Here is a 15737-nt window from a genome sequence, read left to right on the forward strand (position 1 = left end):
ACCTTGGGGCCGTCGTGTATCCCACTGTATCTGCCCACGCTGCAGACCCATTCCCATACAAAACCGCACCCCGCGCGATACATCCACGACATACCGCAACGGCCTAATGGCTCCACATTCCAACCACAGTGGAGCGACACCATGACTCAAGTACGAAACACCCTCGGCCTGCTCGGCGCTGCCCTGATCGGCAGCATGGCATTGAGCAGCAGCGCCTTTGCCGTCGAGCCGTTGGCCCAGGGTTACCAGCTGGCTTCGGCCAAGGTGGCAGGCGAGGGCAAGTGTGGTGAAGGCAAATGTGGTGGCAGCGCCAAGGCCACCCAGGGCGAAGGCAAATGCGGTGAGGGCAAGTGCGGCGCCAGCGCCAAGGCCGGTGCCGAAGGCAAGTGTGGTGATGCCTCGTTCGCCAAGACCGACAGCAACCACGACGGCAAGGTCTCGCGCGACGAGTTCCTGGCGGTGGCCAAGGACCGTGCCGGCGACTTCGACAAGATCGACAGCAACCATGATGGCTTCATCTCCGAACAGGAGGCGGCGGATCACCTCAAGGCGATCTACCAGGCTAATGGCAAGGCCATGCCCGAAGGCTTGTTCAGCCACCTGACCGGCAAGTCCTGACCTTCTGCCCCATGAACCGCGCAACGCCCCTCCTGCTGGTCAGGCGGGGCGTTGTGCCTGTTGCGGAGACCTTTTCATGCACCCCACATCTTTGTCCCCTGTACCTTTAGAGGCCGGGCTAGGCCTGCGTCGCGGCCTGCTGCCGGAACTGCTGGCCATGGAGGCTGGCGCCGTGGACTTCCTGGAATGCGCACCGGAAAACTGGGTTGCCGTGGGCGGTGCCTACGGCAAGGGCCTGGCGCAGTTGGCCGAGCGTTTTGCCATTACCTGCCACGGGCTGTCGTTGTCGCTGGGTGGCAGCGAGCCGCTGGACCGCCATTTCCTTGGCCACACCCGCCAGTTTCTCGATCGCCACCAGGTGCGCCTGTACAGCGAGCACCTGAGCTACTGCAGTGATGACGGGCACCTGTACGACCTGATGCCCATTCCATTCACCGACGAAGCGGTGCGCCATGTGGCCGCGCGGATTCGCCAGGCCCAGGAATACCTGGAGCGGCGCATTGCCGTGGAAAACATCAGCTACTACGCCGCACCGTACCAGGCGATGAGTGAACTCGAGTTCATCCGCGCGGTACTCGATGAGGCCGACTGCGACCTGCTGCTGGACGTCAACAACGTCTTCGTCAATGCCTGCAATCACGGCTACGACGCCCGCGAATTCCTTGCGGGCTTGCCCCAGGCGCGGGTGACCGGCATGCATGTGGCTGGCCATTACGATGAAGCGCCGGACCTCAAGGTAGACACCCATGGGGCTGCGGTGAAGGAGGATGTGTGGGCGCTGTACGCGGTCGCCTGTGCGCGCTTCGGTGCGCAACCGACCGTGCTCGAGCGTGATTTCAACTATCCGCCGCTGGCCGAACTGCTCGCCGAGGCGGCGCGCATCCGCACTGTGCAGCGTGCTGCGGGAGGGCATGCAAATGAATGAGACCTTGCGTGAGCAGCAGTACACCTTGGCCCGGCACCTGCGTGACCCGCAGCGCCATGCGCCGCCACCAGGCGTGGAGGCCCGGCGCCTGAAGGTTTACCGCGAGCTGTTCTATGGTGCTATCGAAGGTTTGCTGGCCGGCAGTTTTCCGGTGATGCGCCAGGCGTTGGGCGAACCGCGCTGGCATGCTCGAGTGCGAGATTTCTATGCCAACTATCGCAGCCAGACACCGTTGTTCACCGAGATTGCCCAAGCGTTCGTCGATTACCTGCAAGGCATCGAGCTGGATGCGCCCTGGCAGCTGGAGCTGGCGCACTATGAGTGGGTCGAGTCGCAGTTGTATCTGAGCGATGCCGAGGACCCGGCCCATGACCCGGCAGGCGACCTGCTGGAAGGGGAGCCACTGTTGTCGTGTGTGGCACGGGTGTTGGCCTATCGCTGGCCGGTGGAGCGGATCGGGGCGGATTACCAGCCAGCGGTGGCGCCAGAGGCGCCGACCTTGTTGCTGGTTTATCGCGATGCGGGGTTGAAGGTGCGCTTCGCGCGCCTGGCGCCGCTGGCGTACCGGTTGCTGGCGCTGGAGCAGGGCAGTGGGCGGGCTCGGTTGCAGGCGTTGGGCGGTGCTGTGGAGGAGGGGGTGGCGTTGCTGGAGGGATTGCGCGAGCAGGGGGTCATCATCGGTACAGGTTGAGTGCGGGTACGGGGGGCGCCTTGCGCCCCTATCGCGACACAAGGCCGCTACAGAGGTACGCGATCCCCTGAGCGGCCTTGTGTCGCGATGGGTTGCAACGCAGCCCCGGCGATATCACCTGCAGAACCGCCTTCTGAGCCAATGATCCAGGCTCAACCGCCCAGCCCCTTTCAGCAGCAGTGGCAGCAACGCCACCAGGTAGATCAGCGGCAACTTGAAGTTGCCAAAGCCCTGGTCGGTAATCGCATACCCTTGGGCCAGCTCGGCCAGGCTCGACCAGTGCGCCGGCCAATGCACCGCGGCAATCGCCACCACGGTCACCACCATCAGCCCCAACGAGGCCAGCCGGGTACCTAGCCCCAGCAATAGCAGTAACGGCAGGATCAGCTCCGCCCACATCGACAGCTGCCAGTTCAGCTCTGCAGGCAGCAGGTTGAAGGGGAACGGGAAGTTCGCTTGCAGGTCGACGAACCAGTTGCTGCCATTGAATTTCTCCCAGCCGGATTCGAAAAATTCCCAGGCCAGGAACAGCCGCAACGGCAGGTCGGCGCTCCAGGTACCGAAACGGTCGAAGGTGGTCAGGGTGCGGGTCAAGGTGGTCATGCTGGTTTCTCTCTTCAGGAAAGGGCACGGGCGTTACGGCGTTGCTGGCGGGCCAGCTTGGCGGTGAGCTTGACGGCGATGGCGCTGAACATCAGGGCGAACGCCAGCGGGTACCAGCCGCCCATTGGGATGCGTTTGTAGAACGACAGGCAGAACACCGCGGCCAGTACCCACATGCCGGTGCTGTGCAGGGCCTGCCAGGCACGGCCACCCAACAGGCGCATCGGGGCCTTGAACGAGGTGATGGTGAGCAGCAGCAGGAACAGGTAGCCGAGGGTGCCGGGCAGGCTGGAAGTGAGCGTGCGGCCGGCCCAGAACAGCTCGGGGAATTGCTGGGCATAGCGGTAGATCAGTACGCCGTGCACGGTGTGGGAGAAGGCGAATGCCAACCCCAGATAGCGCCGTTCCTGGAGGATGCGGCGGCTGCTGGTGCCAGGCAGCAAGGTCACCAGCGACGAGGCCAGGAAGGCCAGCAGGAATAGCGCGAAGGAGCTGCGCGCAGTGGCACGAATCGCGCTGCGCAGGCCGTCCGGATCAGGTTGGCTGGCCAGGACCACGGCGGTCATCGCCAAGGTCAGGCCGGCGAGCGTGGCGAACAGCTTCCAGCCGGAGGGAAGGGTGAGGGGTTTCATCAGGGAGGCTCCCGGAGTGTGGTTGTGTGACCGGGAGTGTGTCGGGGTGGGGTATCTGCAGTGTGTCGGCGGTGGTGGGGTTGTGTATCGGAGTGTACTGATACTTCAAGCTCCACCTGCTTTTTGTGGGAGCGGCCTTGCGTCGCGAAAGGGCCGCAAAGCGGCCCCGGCAATTCATGCGACGAAGCTGAAAACCTGGGGCTGCTGCGCAGCCCTATCGCGACGCAAGGCCGCTCCCACAAACTGTCATTTGAGCTCGATCTGCGCGCACAGCCCGCCGCCTGCGCGGTTGCTCAGGGTCAGTCGGCCACCCATGGCCTGGATCAGCTGATGGGCAATCGCCAACCCCAGCCCGGTGCCGCCGGTGCTGCGGTTGCGTGAACCTTCCACGCGATAGAACGGCTTGAGCACTTCATCCAGTTCGCCACCGGGTATGCCTGGCCCGTTGTCGAGCACGCGGATCAACGTCTTGTCGCCCTCGCGGCACACCTCCAGTTCGGCAGCACCGGCAAACTTGAGGGCGTTGTCCACCAGGTTCACCAGCACCCGGCGCAGGGCATGCGGGCGGGTTTCCAGCAGGCTGCCGCTGCTGCCATGGCGCTTGACCTGGGCGCCACTGTCCTGGTAGTCGAACACCAGGCTGTCGAGAAAGGCATCGAGGTTGACCCGGCACGGGGCCTCGGTGCTGGTGTCCATGCTGCGGGCATAGGCCACGCCTTCGCGCACCAGGTGTTCCATTTCACCCAGGTCGCTCCACAGCTTGTCTTTTTCCACCCCTTCGTCCATCACTTCGACACGCAGCTTCATGCGCGTGATCGGTGTTTGCAGGTCGTGGGAAATGGCCGCCAGCAACTGCATGCGTTCCTTGAGGTAGGCAGCGATGCGCGCCTGCAGGGCGTTGAAGGCCACGGCGGCATAGCGCACCTCGCGCGGGCCGCTTTCATCCAGCTGCACGCCAGGCTTGTCCGGGTCGAGGTTGTCCACCGCACGGGCCAGGCGGGTCAGTGGGCCGATCGCCAGGCGTACCGCCAGCCAGGTGCACAGCAACAGCACGGCCAACTGGATCAGCAACACCACGGGCAGCCAACGTGCCACCGGGACCGGCGATGGGGTTACGTCGATGGTCAGCGGTGCGCCATCGGCCAGGGTCAGGTGTGCCTGGAAGTGCGCATTCGGGCCGGGTATTTCCTGGAAGGAAAGGCGATAGTCGGCGCCAATGGCCTTGACGATCGAGTCGGCGGCCATGGGTGGGTCACTGGTCGGCATGGCTTCGCCCGCCAGGCCCTGGTCCAGCCGGTAGCGGTAGGTACGCCGCTCCAGGCGCGGCAGCCAGGCGGCGCGCTCGGCCGCGGGCAGGCGGTCGAGGATGGCCACCGAGGTGGCCACGTCCTGCTCCAGGGTGCTGAGCATCATCGAGCGGCTGCTGATGTAACGCTCGTAGGCCTGCAGGCCGAACGACAGGCCGTAGGCCAGCACCAGGCCGGTGAAGAAGATCAGTGCCAGGCGCGAAGCCAGTGTACGTGGCCACTTCATGATGGCGACTCGAGCAGTTGCACCGGCAGCGAGAACACGTAGCCCTCGCTGCGCACGGTCTTGATGCAGCTGGGTTCGCGGGCGTCGTCACCCAGGCGCTGGCGCAGGCGGCTGACCAGCAGGTCGATGGAGCGGTCGAAGATGTCGGCTTCGCGGCCCTGGGTCAGGTTGAGCAACTGCTCACGGCTGAGCACCCGTTGCGGGTGGTCGAGAAACACCCGCAGCAAGCGGTATTCGGCACCGCTCAGGGCTACCAGGGTGCCTTCGCTGTCGAGCAGGTGGCGCGCGGTGGTGTCCAGCCGCCACTGGCCGAAGCCGAGCAGGCGGCTGCTTTCGCTGATGGTCAGGTTGGGCGGCAGCATGCGCGTGCGGCGCAGCACGGCGTTGATACGGGCCAGCAGTTCGCGGGCCGAGAACGGCTTGGTCAGGTAATCGTCGGCGCCCATTTCCAGGCCGATGATGCGGTCGGTTTCGTCGTTGCGGGCGGTCAGCATCAGCACCGGGGTGTTGCGGTGCTTGCCGGCGCGCAGCTCGCGGCACAACAACAGGCCGTCGTCGCCGGGCATCATGATGTCCAGGACGATCAAGTCGACGCTGTTGGCTTCGAGAAAGGCGCGCATCTGCCGGCCGTCGGCGACGATGCTGGTGCGCAGGCCGTTCTTCTTCAGGTAGTTGCCGACCAGTTCGCGGATTTCGCGGTCGTCGTCGACGATCAGGATGTGATCGACGTGTTCCATGCGCTGCGTTCCTGTGCAAGAAGGGATGGGCGCAGTGTACCGAGCGCATTCGCGCTTGCCTGCGGGGGTTTGTATTGCAGTGTATCTGGCATGTGTACAGACACAGGAGGAAGCACATCACAGCTTCGGGCGACACATACGGGATACCTGGCCGGCGTGAAATGGCTCTCGACCGGGGAGCACAACTCCCCACCCTCAAGCGTTACACAGGAGAGATGCCATGAACTTCATTACCTTCGCCCGTGCCAGCCTGTTCGCCGTGCTCAGCTTTGGCGCCATTGCCGCCCAGGCCTCCACGATGCCGATGGACGACAGCGGGGTCATGCAGTACCGCTACGGTGACCACCTGGATGTGAAGAAAGTGCTGTCGATACAGGACGACCAGAGCGACGCCTGCGGCCTGGTGAACACCCGCATGGACTACCTCGACTCCAAGGGCCAGCAGCAGAGCGTGCAGTACCGCACCTACGCCACCGGCGGTTGCCATGAGAATTGATCGCCGCTTGTTGTTGAAGGTTGGCGGTATTGCCCTGGCGCTGGCCGGCCTGGGCCTGGCCGGGCACCTGATGGCCGGCGACAGCTACGGTGCCATGCCGTCGCTGTCCGGCGCCAGCCAGTGGCTGAACTCGGCGCCGCTGGATGGCCCCGGGCTCAAGGGCAAGGTGGTGCTGGTGGACTTCTGGACCTGGGACTGCATCAACTGCCGGCGCAGCCTGCCGCACGTGAACGAATGGGCGCGGCGCTATGCCGACCAGGGCCTGGTGGTGGTCGGCGTGCACACCCCGGAGTACGACTACGAGCACGATGTAGGCACCTTGCGTGACAAGGTGGCCAGCCTGGGGATTGTTTACCCGGTGGCGGTGGATAACGACTACAAGGTGTGGAATGCCTGGGGCAACCAGTTCTGGCCGGCGCATTACTTTGTCGACCGCAAGGGGCAGGTGCGCCATGTGCACTTTGGCGAGGGGGATTATGGGGGGCAGGAGCAGGTGATACAGGCGTTGCTGGATGAGAAAGGGTGAGTTGTCTGTGCCGGCCTCTTCGCGGGCTTGCCCACTCCCACAGGGATTTGCGTAATCAGTGAAATCTGCGCAGTACCTGTGGGAGCGGGCAAGCCCGCGAAGAAGCCAACCCCTGTCTGTCAGGTGAAACTGGCAAAGTGCGCCTGCATCCGCGCCGCATCCGCCTGGCGCCCGCTGAACAGCTCGAACGCCTTCACCGCCTGGAACACGGCCATGTTGCTGCCATCCAGGGTGCGGCAGCCCAGCGCCCGGGCGGCGCGCAGCAGTTCGGTCTCCAGCGGGAAGTAGATGATCTCCGCCACCCACAGGCGCGCATGCAGCAGCTCCACCGGCAGCGGTGTGCCCGGCAGCTTGGCCATGCCCACCGGCGTGGTGTTGACCAGCCCGTCCGCCTCGGCCAGGGCCATGGCCAGGTCGTTGCCGACCACGGCGCGCCCGGCACCGAAATGGGCATTCAGGTTGTCCACCAGGGCCTGCGCACGGGCCGCGTCCACTTCGAACAGTACCAGCCGCTCGACCCCTTCACCCAGCAGGGCATGGGCCACGGCCGAACCGGCACCACCGGCACCCATCTGCACCACCTGGTGCCGTGCCACATCAGGCAGGCCACGGCGCAAGCCTTCGGCAAAGCCCAGGCAGTCGGTGTTGTGGCCGACCCGCTTGCCGTCCTTGAGCACTACGGTGTTCACCGCGCCGATGCCGCGGGCTTCGTCCGACAGTTCGTCGAGCAACGGCAGGATCGCCTGCTTGAACGGATAGGTGATGTTGAGCCCGGTGAAACCGGTGTGCTGGGCGGCGTCGAGCAGGCCGGGCAGGGCGCTGTCGTCCAGTTGCAGCTGGTCGGCATCGATCAGCCGATACAGGTAGCGCAGCGCCTGGGCATCACCTTCGTGTTCGTGCAGGGCAGGGGTGCGCGACAGCTGGATGCCGCGGCCGATCAGGCCGGCGAGGATGGCTTGCTGGCTCACGCGTTGTGCTCCTGCAACATTTCGGCGAAGTGGCTGATGGCCATGCGGTAGCCATGGCTGCCCAGGCCGCAGATGACCCCGACGGCGATGGATGATACGAACGACAGGTGACGGAACGGTTCGCGCTTGTGCACGTTGGACAGGTGCACCTCGATTACCGGCACTTCGCTGGCCACCAGGGCATCGCGGATGGCCACCGAGGTATGGGTCCAGGCACCGGGGTTGATCACGATGCCGGCGCAGCGGCCACGGGCAGCATGGATCCAGTCGATCAGTTCGCCTTCGTGGTTGGTTTGGCGGAATTCGATTTCCAGGCCGTGGGCATGGGCGGTATCGGCACAGCCCTGAGCCAGGTCGGCGAGGGTTTCGTGGCCATATTGGGCAGGCTCGCGGGTGCCCAACATGTTCAGGTTGGGGCCGTTGAGCACGAGAATGAGGGGCTTCATGACGGGCATCGCTTTGTTGTTGTTGGATGCGTCTAGTTTTGTACCGACTGGTTAGTTTGGTCAATCGGACTAAGCCGCTGTACCGGAAAAGTGGGCGATTATCGAACTTGATATCGCCTGTGCCGGCCCTATCGCCGGCAAGCCAGCTCCCACAGGAACTCCATAGGGCTCCAGCTTTGTCGCCTGCAGCTTGATTACAAAATTGTAATTTTCCCGCCACCGCCCCGATAAGCGCGGCTTTCTACAGTCCCTCGCCAAAGCTCGCTGACGAGGACCTGTTTCGTGCCCATCCCCCGCAAGACCGCCTTGCTCTGCCTGTTGCTGGCTGTTGCCGCCAGCGCCCAGGCCAGCCAGAGCCTGAGCCTGCCCCAGGCGCTTGACGCCGCCTTTGCCCAGAACCCGGAGCTGGCCGCGGCCGGCCGGGAAATCGGCATTGCCGATGGCGAGCGGCGCCAGGCCGGGCTGATCCCCAACCCGGAACTGTCCTGGGAGGTCGAGGACACCCGCGGTGACACCAGCACCACCACTGTCACCCTCAGCCAACCGCTGGAGCTGGGCGGCAAGCGCGGTGCACGCATCGCCCTGGCCGGTGCCGGTCAGGCCATTGCCCAGCTGGACCTGGAGCGCCAGCGCAACGGCCTGCGCGCCGATGTGGTGCAGGCGTTCCACGCGGCCCTGCGCGCGCAGACCGCGCTGGAGCTGGCGCAGCAATCGCAGGCGTTGACCGAGCGTGGGCTGCGGGCGGTGCAGGGGCGGGTGACCGCTGGCCAGTCATCGCCCGTGGAGGCCACCCGGGCCCAGGTGCAGTTGGCCCAGGCCCAGGCTGAAGTGCGCCGTGCGCAAACCCAGCGCAGTGTGGCTTACCAGGCCCTGGCACGGTTGACCGGCAGCCCGCTGGCAAGCTTCGACCAGTTGCAGGCCGCCAACCTGTCCCCCGGTGATGCGCCCAGCGCCGACGCCCTGCTCGACCAGGTCGAGCAAACGGCTGAATGGCGCCTGGCCGCCGCCCAGGTCGAGCGAGGCGAAGCGTCCCTGGGTTCGGAAAAGGCCCTGCGCATTCCCAACCTCACCGTCAGCCTTGGCAGCCAGTACAGCCGCGAAGACCGCGAGCGGGTCAATGTGGTGGGCCTGTCGATGCCCTTGCCGCTGTTCGACCGCAACCAGGGCAACGTGCTGGCCGCGGCCCGCCGTGCCGACCAGGCGCGTGACCTGCGCAACGCCGTGGAGCTGCGCCTGCGCAGTGAAACCCGTAGCGCCGTCAGCCAGTGGGCCACGGCCATGCAGGAAGTGCAGGCCTATGACCGCACCATCCTGCCTTCTGCCGAGCAGGCCGTGGACACCGCCACACGCGGTTTCGAAATGGGCAAGTTCGCCTTCCTCGATGTGCTCGACGCCCAGCGCACGCTGATCGAGGCGCGTGGGCTGTACCTCGAGGCGCTGGCCTCGGCGACCGACGCGCGGGCGCAGGTCGAGCGGATCTATGGCGACCTCGATGGGCTGAGCAACAAATTGAACAGCAGGAGCAACAATGACTAATCCACGCAAGATAGCCCTTCTGGCTACCGCCATTGCCGCGCTCGGCCTCGGTGGCCTGGCCTGGACCGGCAACCTCGGCAACGCGTCAGGCACTGAAGCCCGGCACGACGACCACGGCGAAGACAGCCACGGCCACGGCGAGGAACAGGCCGGCGAAGGCCACGAAGAAGAGGAGGGCAAGCTGCACCTGTCCATCGCCCAGATCGAAGCTGCCGGTGTGCAACTGGTTGATGCCGGCCCTCGTGAACTGGGCACCGCCATCAGCTTCCCGGGTGAAATCCGCTTCGACGAGGACCGCACCGCCCACGTCGTGCCACGCGTGCCCGGTGTGGTCGAGTCGGTGCAAGCCGAGCTGGGCCAGGCGGTCAAGCGTGGTCAGGTGCTGGCGGTAATCGCCAGCCAGCAGATTTCCGACCTGCGCAGCGAACAACAGGCTGCCCAGCGCCGCCTGGAACTGGCGCGCCTGACCTTCCAGCGCGAACAGCAGCTGTGGCAGGAACGCATCAGTGCCGAGCAGGATTACCTGCGGGCCCGTCAGGCGTTGCAGGAAGCCGAGATTGCCTTGGCCAACGCCCGGCAGAAGGTTGCCGCCGTGGGTCCGGCCGGCGCTGGCAACCGCTATGAACTGCGCGCGCCGTTCGATGCAGTGGTGGTGGAAAAGCACCTGACCGTGGGCGAGGTGGTCGATGAGACCAGCAATGCCTTCACCCTGTCTGACCTGAGCCGGGTCTGGGCTACCTTCGCCGTCGCCCCGCGCGACCTGGACAAGGTGACCACCGGCCGCAATGTCACGGTCAGCGCGCCGGACCTGGGCGCCCAGGTCGAGGGCAAGGTCAACTACGTCGGCAGCCTGCTCGGCGAGCAGAACCGTGCTGCCACTGTCCGCGCCACGCTGGCCAACCCCAACGGCGCCTGGCGCCCCGGGCTGTTCGTCAATGTCGCGGTCAGCGTCGAACGTTTCAACGCCGCCGTGGTGGTACCGCAAAGTGCCCTGCAAACCTGGGAGGAGCAGACCGTGGTGTTTGCCCGTACCGAGGAAGGCTTCGAGGCCCGCCCGGTGAAGACCGGCCGCCGCGACGCCGGCCTGGTGGAAATCACCACCGGCCTTGCCGCCGGAACCCAGGTGGCCGCTGCCGGCAGCTTTGTCCTCAAGTCCGAGCTGGGCAAAGGCTCGGCCGAGCACAGCCATTGATCACGGGGACGCCTGCATGTTCGAACGCCTGATCCAATTCGCCATCGAGCAGCGCCTGGTGGTGATGCTGGCCGTGGTCCTGATGGCCGCGGTGGGTATCCACAGCTACCAGAAACTGCCGATCGACGCTGTACCGGACATTACCAACGTCCAGGTGCAGATCAATACCGCCGCGCCCGGCTATTCGCCGCTGGAGACCGAGCAGCGCATCACCTTCGCCATCGAGACCGCCATGGCCGGCCTGCCCGGGCTCAAGCAGACCCGCTCGCTGTCGCGCTCGGGCCTGTCGCAGGTCACGGTCATTTTCGACGACGGCACCGACCTGTTCTTCGCCCGGCAACTGGTCAACGAGCGCCTGCAAGTGGCGCGTGAGCAGCTGCCCGACGGCATCGAAGCGGGCATGGGGCCGATTTCCACCGGGCTGGGTGAAATCTTCCTGTGGACGGTGGAAGTCGAGCAGGGCGCGCTGAAGGAGGACGGCACACCCTACACCCCGACGGACTTGCGGGTAATCCAGGACTGGATCATCAAGCCGCAGTTGCGCAACGTGCCCGGGGTGGCCGAGGTCAACAGCATCGGCGGCCATGCCAAGCAGTACCTGATTGCGCCGGAGCCCAAGCGCCTGGCGGCCTACAAACTCACCCTCAACGACCTGATCGCGGCGCTGGAGCGCAACAACGCCAACGTCGGCGCCGGTTACATCGAACGCAATGGCGAGCAGTTGCTGATTCGCGCGCCAGGCCAGGTGGCGTCGGCCGAGGATATCGCCAACATCGTCATCTCCAGTGTCGATGGCACGCCAATTCGCGTCAGCCATGTTGCCCAGGTCGGCCTGGGCGAAGAACTGCGCTCGGGCGCGGCCACCGAAAACGGCCGGGAAGTGGTGCTGGGCACGGTGTTCATGCTGATTGGCGAGAACAGCCGCACGGTGTCCCAGGCGGTCGCCGCCAAGCTGGACGAGATCAACCGCAACCTGCCCAAGGGCGTGGTCGCGGTGACGGTGTACGACCGCACCAACCTGGTGGAGAAGGCCATCGCCACGGTGAAGAAGAACCTGGTCGAAGGCGCCATTCTGGTCATCGCCGTGTTGTTCCTGTTCCTGGGCAACATCCGCGCTGCATTGATCACCGCCATGGTCATTCCGTTGTCGATGCTGTTCACCTTCACCGGCATGTTCAGCAACAAGGTCAGCGCCAACCTGATGAGCCTGGGCGCACTGGACTTCGGCATCATCGTCGACGGCGCGGTGGTGATCGTGGAGAACGCCATCCGCCGCCTGGCCCACGCCCAGCAACGCCATGGCCGCATGCTGACCCGCACCGAGCGCTTCCATGAAGTGTTCGCTGCCGCCCGTGAGGCGCGTCGGCCGCTGATCTATGGCCAGCTGATCATCATGGTGGTGTACCTGCCGATCTTTGCCTTGACCGGGGTGGAGGGCAAGATGTTCCACCCTATGGCCTTTACCGTGGTCATCGCCCTGCTTGGTGCCATGATCCTCTCGGTTACCTTCGTGCCAGCGGCCATTGCCCTGTTCGTCACCGGCAAGGTCAAGGAAGAGGAAGGCCTGGTAATGCGCACGGCGCGTCAGCGCTATGCCCCGGTGCTGGCCTGGGTGCTGGGCCGGCGCAAGCTGGCGTTCGCTGGCGCCGCTACCCTGGTGTTGTTGTCCGGGGTTATGGCCAGCCGCATGGGCAGCGAGTTCATCCCCAGCCTCAGCGAAGGCGACTTCGCCCTGCAGGCCCTGCGCGTGCCGGGCACCAGCCTGTCGCAGTCGGTCGACATGCAGCAGCGCCTGGAACAGGCGATCATCGCCCAGGTGCCGGAAGTGGAGCGGGTGTTCGCCCGCACCGGCACCGCCGAGATCGCCTCCGACCCGATGCCGCCGAACATTTCCGACGCCTATGTGATGCTGCGTCCGCGTGAGCAATGGGGCGACCCGGGCAAGCCGCGTGATGAGCTGATCGCCGAGGTACAACGTGCCGCCGCCAGCGTGCCGGGCAGCAACCACGAGCTGTCGCAGCCGATCCAGCTGCGCTTCAACGAGCTGATTTCCGGGGTGCGCAGCGATGTGGCGGTGAAGCTGTTCGGTGATGACATGGACGTGCTCAACCGCACCGCCGCGCAGATCGCCAGCAGCCTGCAAGGCGTGCCGGGCGCGTCCGAGGTAAAGGTCGAGCAGACTACCGGACTGCCGGTGCTGACCATCGATATCGACCGCGACAAGGCGGCCCGCCATGGCCTTAATGTGGGTGATGTGCAGGACGCCATTGCCATTGCCGTGGGTGGCCGCACGGCCGGCACGCTGTACGAAGGTGACCGCCGTTTCGACATGGTGGTGCGCCTGTCGGAAACCCTGCGCACCGATGTCGACGGGCTGGGCAGCCTGCTGATTCCGGTGCCGGCCAGTGCTGCTGCGGGTGCCGGGCAAATAGGCTTCATCCCGCTGTCGCAGGTCGCCACGCTGAACCTGCAGCTGGGGCCGAACCAGGTCAGCCGCGAGGATGGCAAGCGGGTGGTGGTGGTCAGTGCCAACGTGCGCGGGCGCGACCTGGGTTCGTTCGTCGAGGAGGCTGAGCAGACGCTGATCGAGCAGGTGCAGATACCGCCGGGTTACTGGACCCGCTGGGGTGGCCAGTTCGAGCAGCTGCAGTCGGCGGCCGAGCGCCTGCAGGTGGTGGTGCCGGTGGCCTTGCTGCTGGTCATGGCGCTGTTGCTGATGATGTTCAACAACCTCAGGGATGGCCTGCTGGTGTTCACCGGCATCCCGTTCGCCCTTACCGGCGGGGTGCTGGCGCTGTGGTTGCGGGACATTCCGTTGTCCATTTCCGCAGGCGTGGGGTTCATTGCCTTGTCGGGGGTGGCGGTGCTCAACGGGCTGGTGATGATCGCCTTTATCCGTGGCCTGCGGGAGGAAGGGCGCACGCTGCGGGCCGCGGTCGAGGAGGGCGCGCTGACGCGCTTGCGGCCGGTGCTGATGACGGCCCTGGTGGCGTCGCTGGGGTTCATCCCGATGGCCTTGGCGACCGGGACCGGGGCCGAGGTGCAAAGGCCGCTGGCGACCGTGGTGATTGGCGGGATTCTGTCGTCCACCGCACTGACCTTGCTGGTGTTGCCGGCGTTGTATCAGTGGGCGTATCGGCGCGAAGAGGTGCAGGAGGGTTGAGACCCTGGGGCCGCTTTGCGGCCCTTCGCGGCGGTTCGGCGTCCCGACTTGCCCGCTCCCACAGGTGTGTCGCTGAACCCATGGTTTGCGCGATCCCTGTGGGAGCGGGCAAGTCGGGACGCCGAACCGCCGCGAAGGGCTGCAAAGCAGCCCCCAAAATATCAAACGATACTACGGGCTCCGGGCCGCGCACTCTCCGTTCCCGCCTCATCATGCAACGAAATCCGCGAAGTCTCCGGCAACGCCAACCCACCCACCAACGCCACCAGTGCAATCACCACCAGGTAGAACGCCGGTGCCAGGCTGCTGCCGGTCTGCCCGATCAGCCAGGTCGCCACCAGCGGTGCGGTACCGCCAAACAGCGTATAGGCCACGTTGTAGGTAATTGCCGAAGCGGTATAGCGGGTGCGGGTAGGGAAGCTTTCCGACAGCAATGCCGCCGTGACCACGCCACTGCACAACGCCCCCACCGCCAGCAGGATCACCCCCAGCAGCGCACCGGACATCGAGCCGGAACTGGCCAGCCAGTACGCCGGGAACACGCACAGCATCACCCACAGGCAGGTAAAGCCGATGGTCTTGCGCCGCCCGACGCGGTCCGAGAACGCCCCGGCCAGCGGGCAGCCGACCGCGGCGAACAGCAGGGCCACGGTGGTTACCAGCAGCGATTGAGCGCGGGTCAGGTTGCCGACCAGTTGCAGGTAGGTGGCGAAGTAGGTGGTGAACATGTAGAACGACAGCGCGGTCAGCGAGATGAAGGCCCCCAGGTTGCGGATCGCCCGGCCATGGTTGCGCAGGGTTTCCTTGAGCGGCGAATGTTCATGCTCCTTGCCCTGGGCGATGGCTTCGCGGAACGCCGGGGTTTCTTCCATGCGCCAGCGCAGGTACAGGCCGACCAGCCCCAGCGGCGCGGCGATCAAGAACGGGATGCGCCAGCCCCAGGCATTCATCGCCTCGGCCGACAGGCTGGCTTCCAGGCCATAGGCGATCACTGCCGCGCAGGCAAAGGCGGAAAAGGTCGACACCGGCACGAAGCTGCCATAGAAGGCGCGCTTGTCGTTGGGCGCATGCTCCATCAGGTAGGCGCAGGCCCCGGCATACTCGCCACCGGCGGAAAAGCCCTGCAGGCAGCGCGCGAGGGTCAGCAGCGCGGGGGCTGCCAGGCCGATGCTGGCGTAGGTCGGCAGCAGGCCGATGAGGGTCGTGGAGCCGGCCATCAGCAGGATGGTCAGCGACAGGATGCGCTTGCGCCCCAGGCGGTCACCCAGCGCGCCGAACACGATGCCGCCCAGCGGGCGCAGGGCGAACGCCACGGCGAACACCGCAAAGGTCTTGAGCAAGGCCACGCTGGCGTCTTCGCTGGCGAAGAACTGGCTGGCGATCAGGGTAGCGAGAAAGCCGTAGACGGCGAAGTCGAACCATTCGACGAAATTGCCGATGGCCGAGGCGGCGATCACCCGGCGCAGGGTGGCGGGGGATACCTCGTGAGGTGCGGGCATGCGAGTGCTCTCCGGTTCCATTGGCAGGCATGATGAAAGTGGCGCGGTCGGGCCGCGCCATCATTGTTGTGCTTGCCAGTAGATCGCCGGGCGCTGGAAGGCGCTTTGTCGAGGGCGACCTCGGGATACCTGATTCAACCGAACATGATGGGCTGCCCCTGATGGCCCTATC

15 protein-coding genes are annotated in these 15737 nt (G+C 65.5%); 8 read left to right on the plus strand and 7 right to left on the minus strand.

Going from position 1 to position 15737, the window contains the following annotated elements:
* Positions 1-141 precede the first annotated feature (141 nt).
* The 3 genes from B2790_RS06460 to B2790_RS06470 all read left to right on the plus strand — a co-directional run bounded on the left by B2790_RS06460 (position 142) and on the right by B2790_RS06470 (position 2234).
* Positions 142-618, plus strand: a complete 477-nt coding sequence (locus B2790_RS06460; RefSeq protein ID WP_286918481.1) for an EF-hand domain-containing protein — start codon at positions 142-144, stop codon at positions 616-618.
* A gap of 76 nt (positions 619-694) precedes the next feature.
* Positions 695-1543, plus strand: a complete 849-nt coding sequence (locus tag B2790_RS06465; protein WP_274079352.1) for a DUF692 domain-containing protein — start codon at positions 695-697, stop codon at positions 1541-1543.
* Complete coding sequence (locus B2790_RS06470) at positions 1536-2234, plus strand: DNA-binding domain-containing protein (protein WP_286918482.1); 699 nt, start codon at positions 1536-1538, stop codon at positions 2232-2234. Before B2790_RS06465 ends, B2790_RS06470 begins: the two co-directional genes overlap by 8 nt.
* Before the next feature lie 114 nt (positions 2235-2348).
* Here B2790_RS06470 and B2790_RS06475 read toward each other — a convergent pair whose 3' ends face one another.
* From B2790_RS06475 to B2790_RS06490, 4 genes are all read right to left on the minus strand, one after another.
* Positions 2349-2837, minus strand: coding sequence for a DoxX family protein (locus B2790_RS06475; RefSeq protein ID WP_286918483.1), 489 nt, complete (start codon positions 2835-2837; stop codon positions 2349-2351).
* Positions 2838-2851: 14 nt separating this feature from the next.
* Positions 2852-3469 carry a ferric reductase-like transmembrane domain-containing protein gene (locus tag B2790_RS06480; RefSeq protein WP_025338500.1) on the minus strand — a complete coding sequence of 206 codons (618 nt, stop codon included), beginning with the start codon at positions 3467-3469 and terminating at the stop codon, positions 2852-2854.
* A 246-nt stretch (positions 3470-3715) separates the two neighbouring features.
* Positions 3716-5002, minus strand: coding sequence for a sensor histidine kinase (locus tag B2790_RS06485; RefSeq protein ID WP_286918484.1), 1287 nt, complete (start codon positions 5000-5002; stop codon positions 3716-3718).
* Positions 4999-5739, minus strand: coding sequence for a response regulator (locus tag B2790_RS06490; protein WP_003250463.1), 741 nt, complete (start codon positions 5737-5739; stop codon positions 4999-5001). Before B2790_RS06490 ends, B2790_RS06485 begins: the two co-directional genes overlap by 4 nt.
* A 220-nt stretch (positions 5740-5959) precedes the next feature.
* Between B2790_RS06490 and B2790_RS06495 the strand changes: the two genes are divergently transcribed.
* Positions 5960-6235, plus strand: a complete 276-nt coding sequence (locus tag B2790_RS06495; RefSeq protein ID WP_286918485.1) for a DUF2790 domain-containing protein — start codon at positions 5960-5962, stop codon at positions 6233-6235.
* Positions 6225-6761, plus strand: a complete 537-nt coding sequence (locus B2790_RS06500; protein ID WP_286918486.1) for a thioredoxin family protein — start codon at positions 6225-6227, stop codon at positions 6759-6761. Before B2790_RS06495 ends, B2790_RS06500 begins: the two co-directional genes overlap by 11 nt.
* Before the next feature lie 119 nt (positions 6762-6880).
* Here B2790_RS06500 and B2790_RS06505 read toward each other — a convergent pair whose 3' ends face one another.
* Positions 6881-7729 carry a shikimate dehydrogenase gene (locus B2790_RS06505; protein ID WP_286918487.1) on the minus strand — a complete coding sequence of 283 codons (849 nt, stop codon included), beginning with the start codon at positions 7727-7729 and terminating at the stop codon, positions 6881-6883.
* Entirely contained in the window at positions 7726-8175 is a 450-nt protein-coding gene (gene aroQ / locus B2790_RS06510) for a type II 3-dehydroquinate dehydratase (protein ID WP_085592233.1), read from the minus strand. The genes B2790_RS06505 and aroQ overlap by 4 nt, the downstream gene beginning before the upstream one ends.
* Before the next feature lie 282 nt (positions 8176-8457).
* On the opposite strand from aroQ, the gene B2790_RS06515 reads away from it, so the two are divergent.
* Genes B2790_RS06515 through B2790_RS06525 form a run of 3 tightly spaced genes read left to right on the plus strand, consistent with a single transcriptional unit; the run spans position 8458 to position 14066 of the window.
* Positions 8458-9711, plus strand: a complete 1254-nt coding sequence (locus tag B2790_RS06515; RefSeq protein ID WP_286918488.1) for a TolC family protein — start codon at positions 8458-8460, stop codon at positions 9709-9711.
* Complete coding sequence (locus tag B2790_RS06520) at positions 9704-10903, plus strand: efflux RND transporter periplasmic adaptor subunit (RefSeq protein WP_286918489.1); 1200 nt, start codon at positions 9704-9706, stop codon at positions 10901-10903. Before B2790_RS06515 ends, B2790_RS06520 begins: the two co-directional genes overlap by 8 nt.
* A gap of 16 nt (positions 10904-10919) precedes the next feature.
* Positions 10920-14066, plus strand: coding sequence for an efflux RND transporter permease subunit (locus B2790_RS06525; protein WP_286918490.1), 3147 nt, complete (start codon positions 10920-10922; stop codon positions 14064-14066).
* Positions 14067-14227: 161 nt separating this feature from the next.
* Here the strand turns inward: B2790_RS06525 and B2790_RS06530 are convergent, their stop codons facing one another.
* Entirely contained in the window at positions 14228-15565 is a 1338-nt protein-coding gene (locus B2790_RS06530; protein WP_286918491.1) for an MFS transporter, read from the minus strand.
* Positions 15566-15737 lie beyond the last annotated feature (172 nt).

Source organism: Pseudomonas sp. UBA6753, assembly GCF_002453565.1.
Lineage (GTDB): Bacteria > Pseudomonadota > Gammaproteobacteria > Pseudomonadales > Pseudomonadaceae > Aquipseudomonas > Aquipseudomonas putida_Z.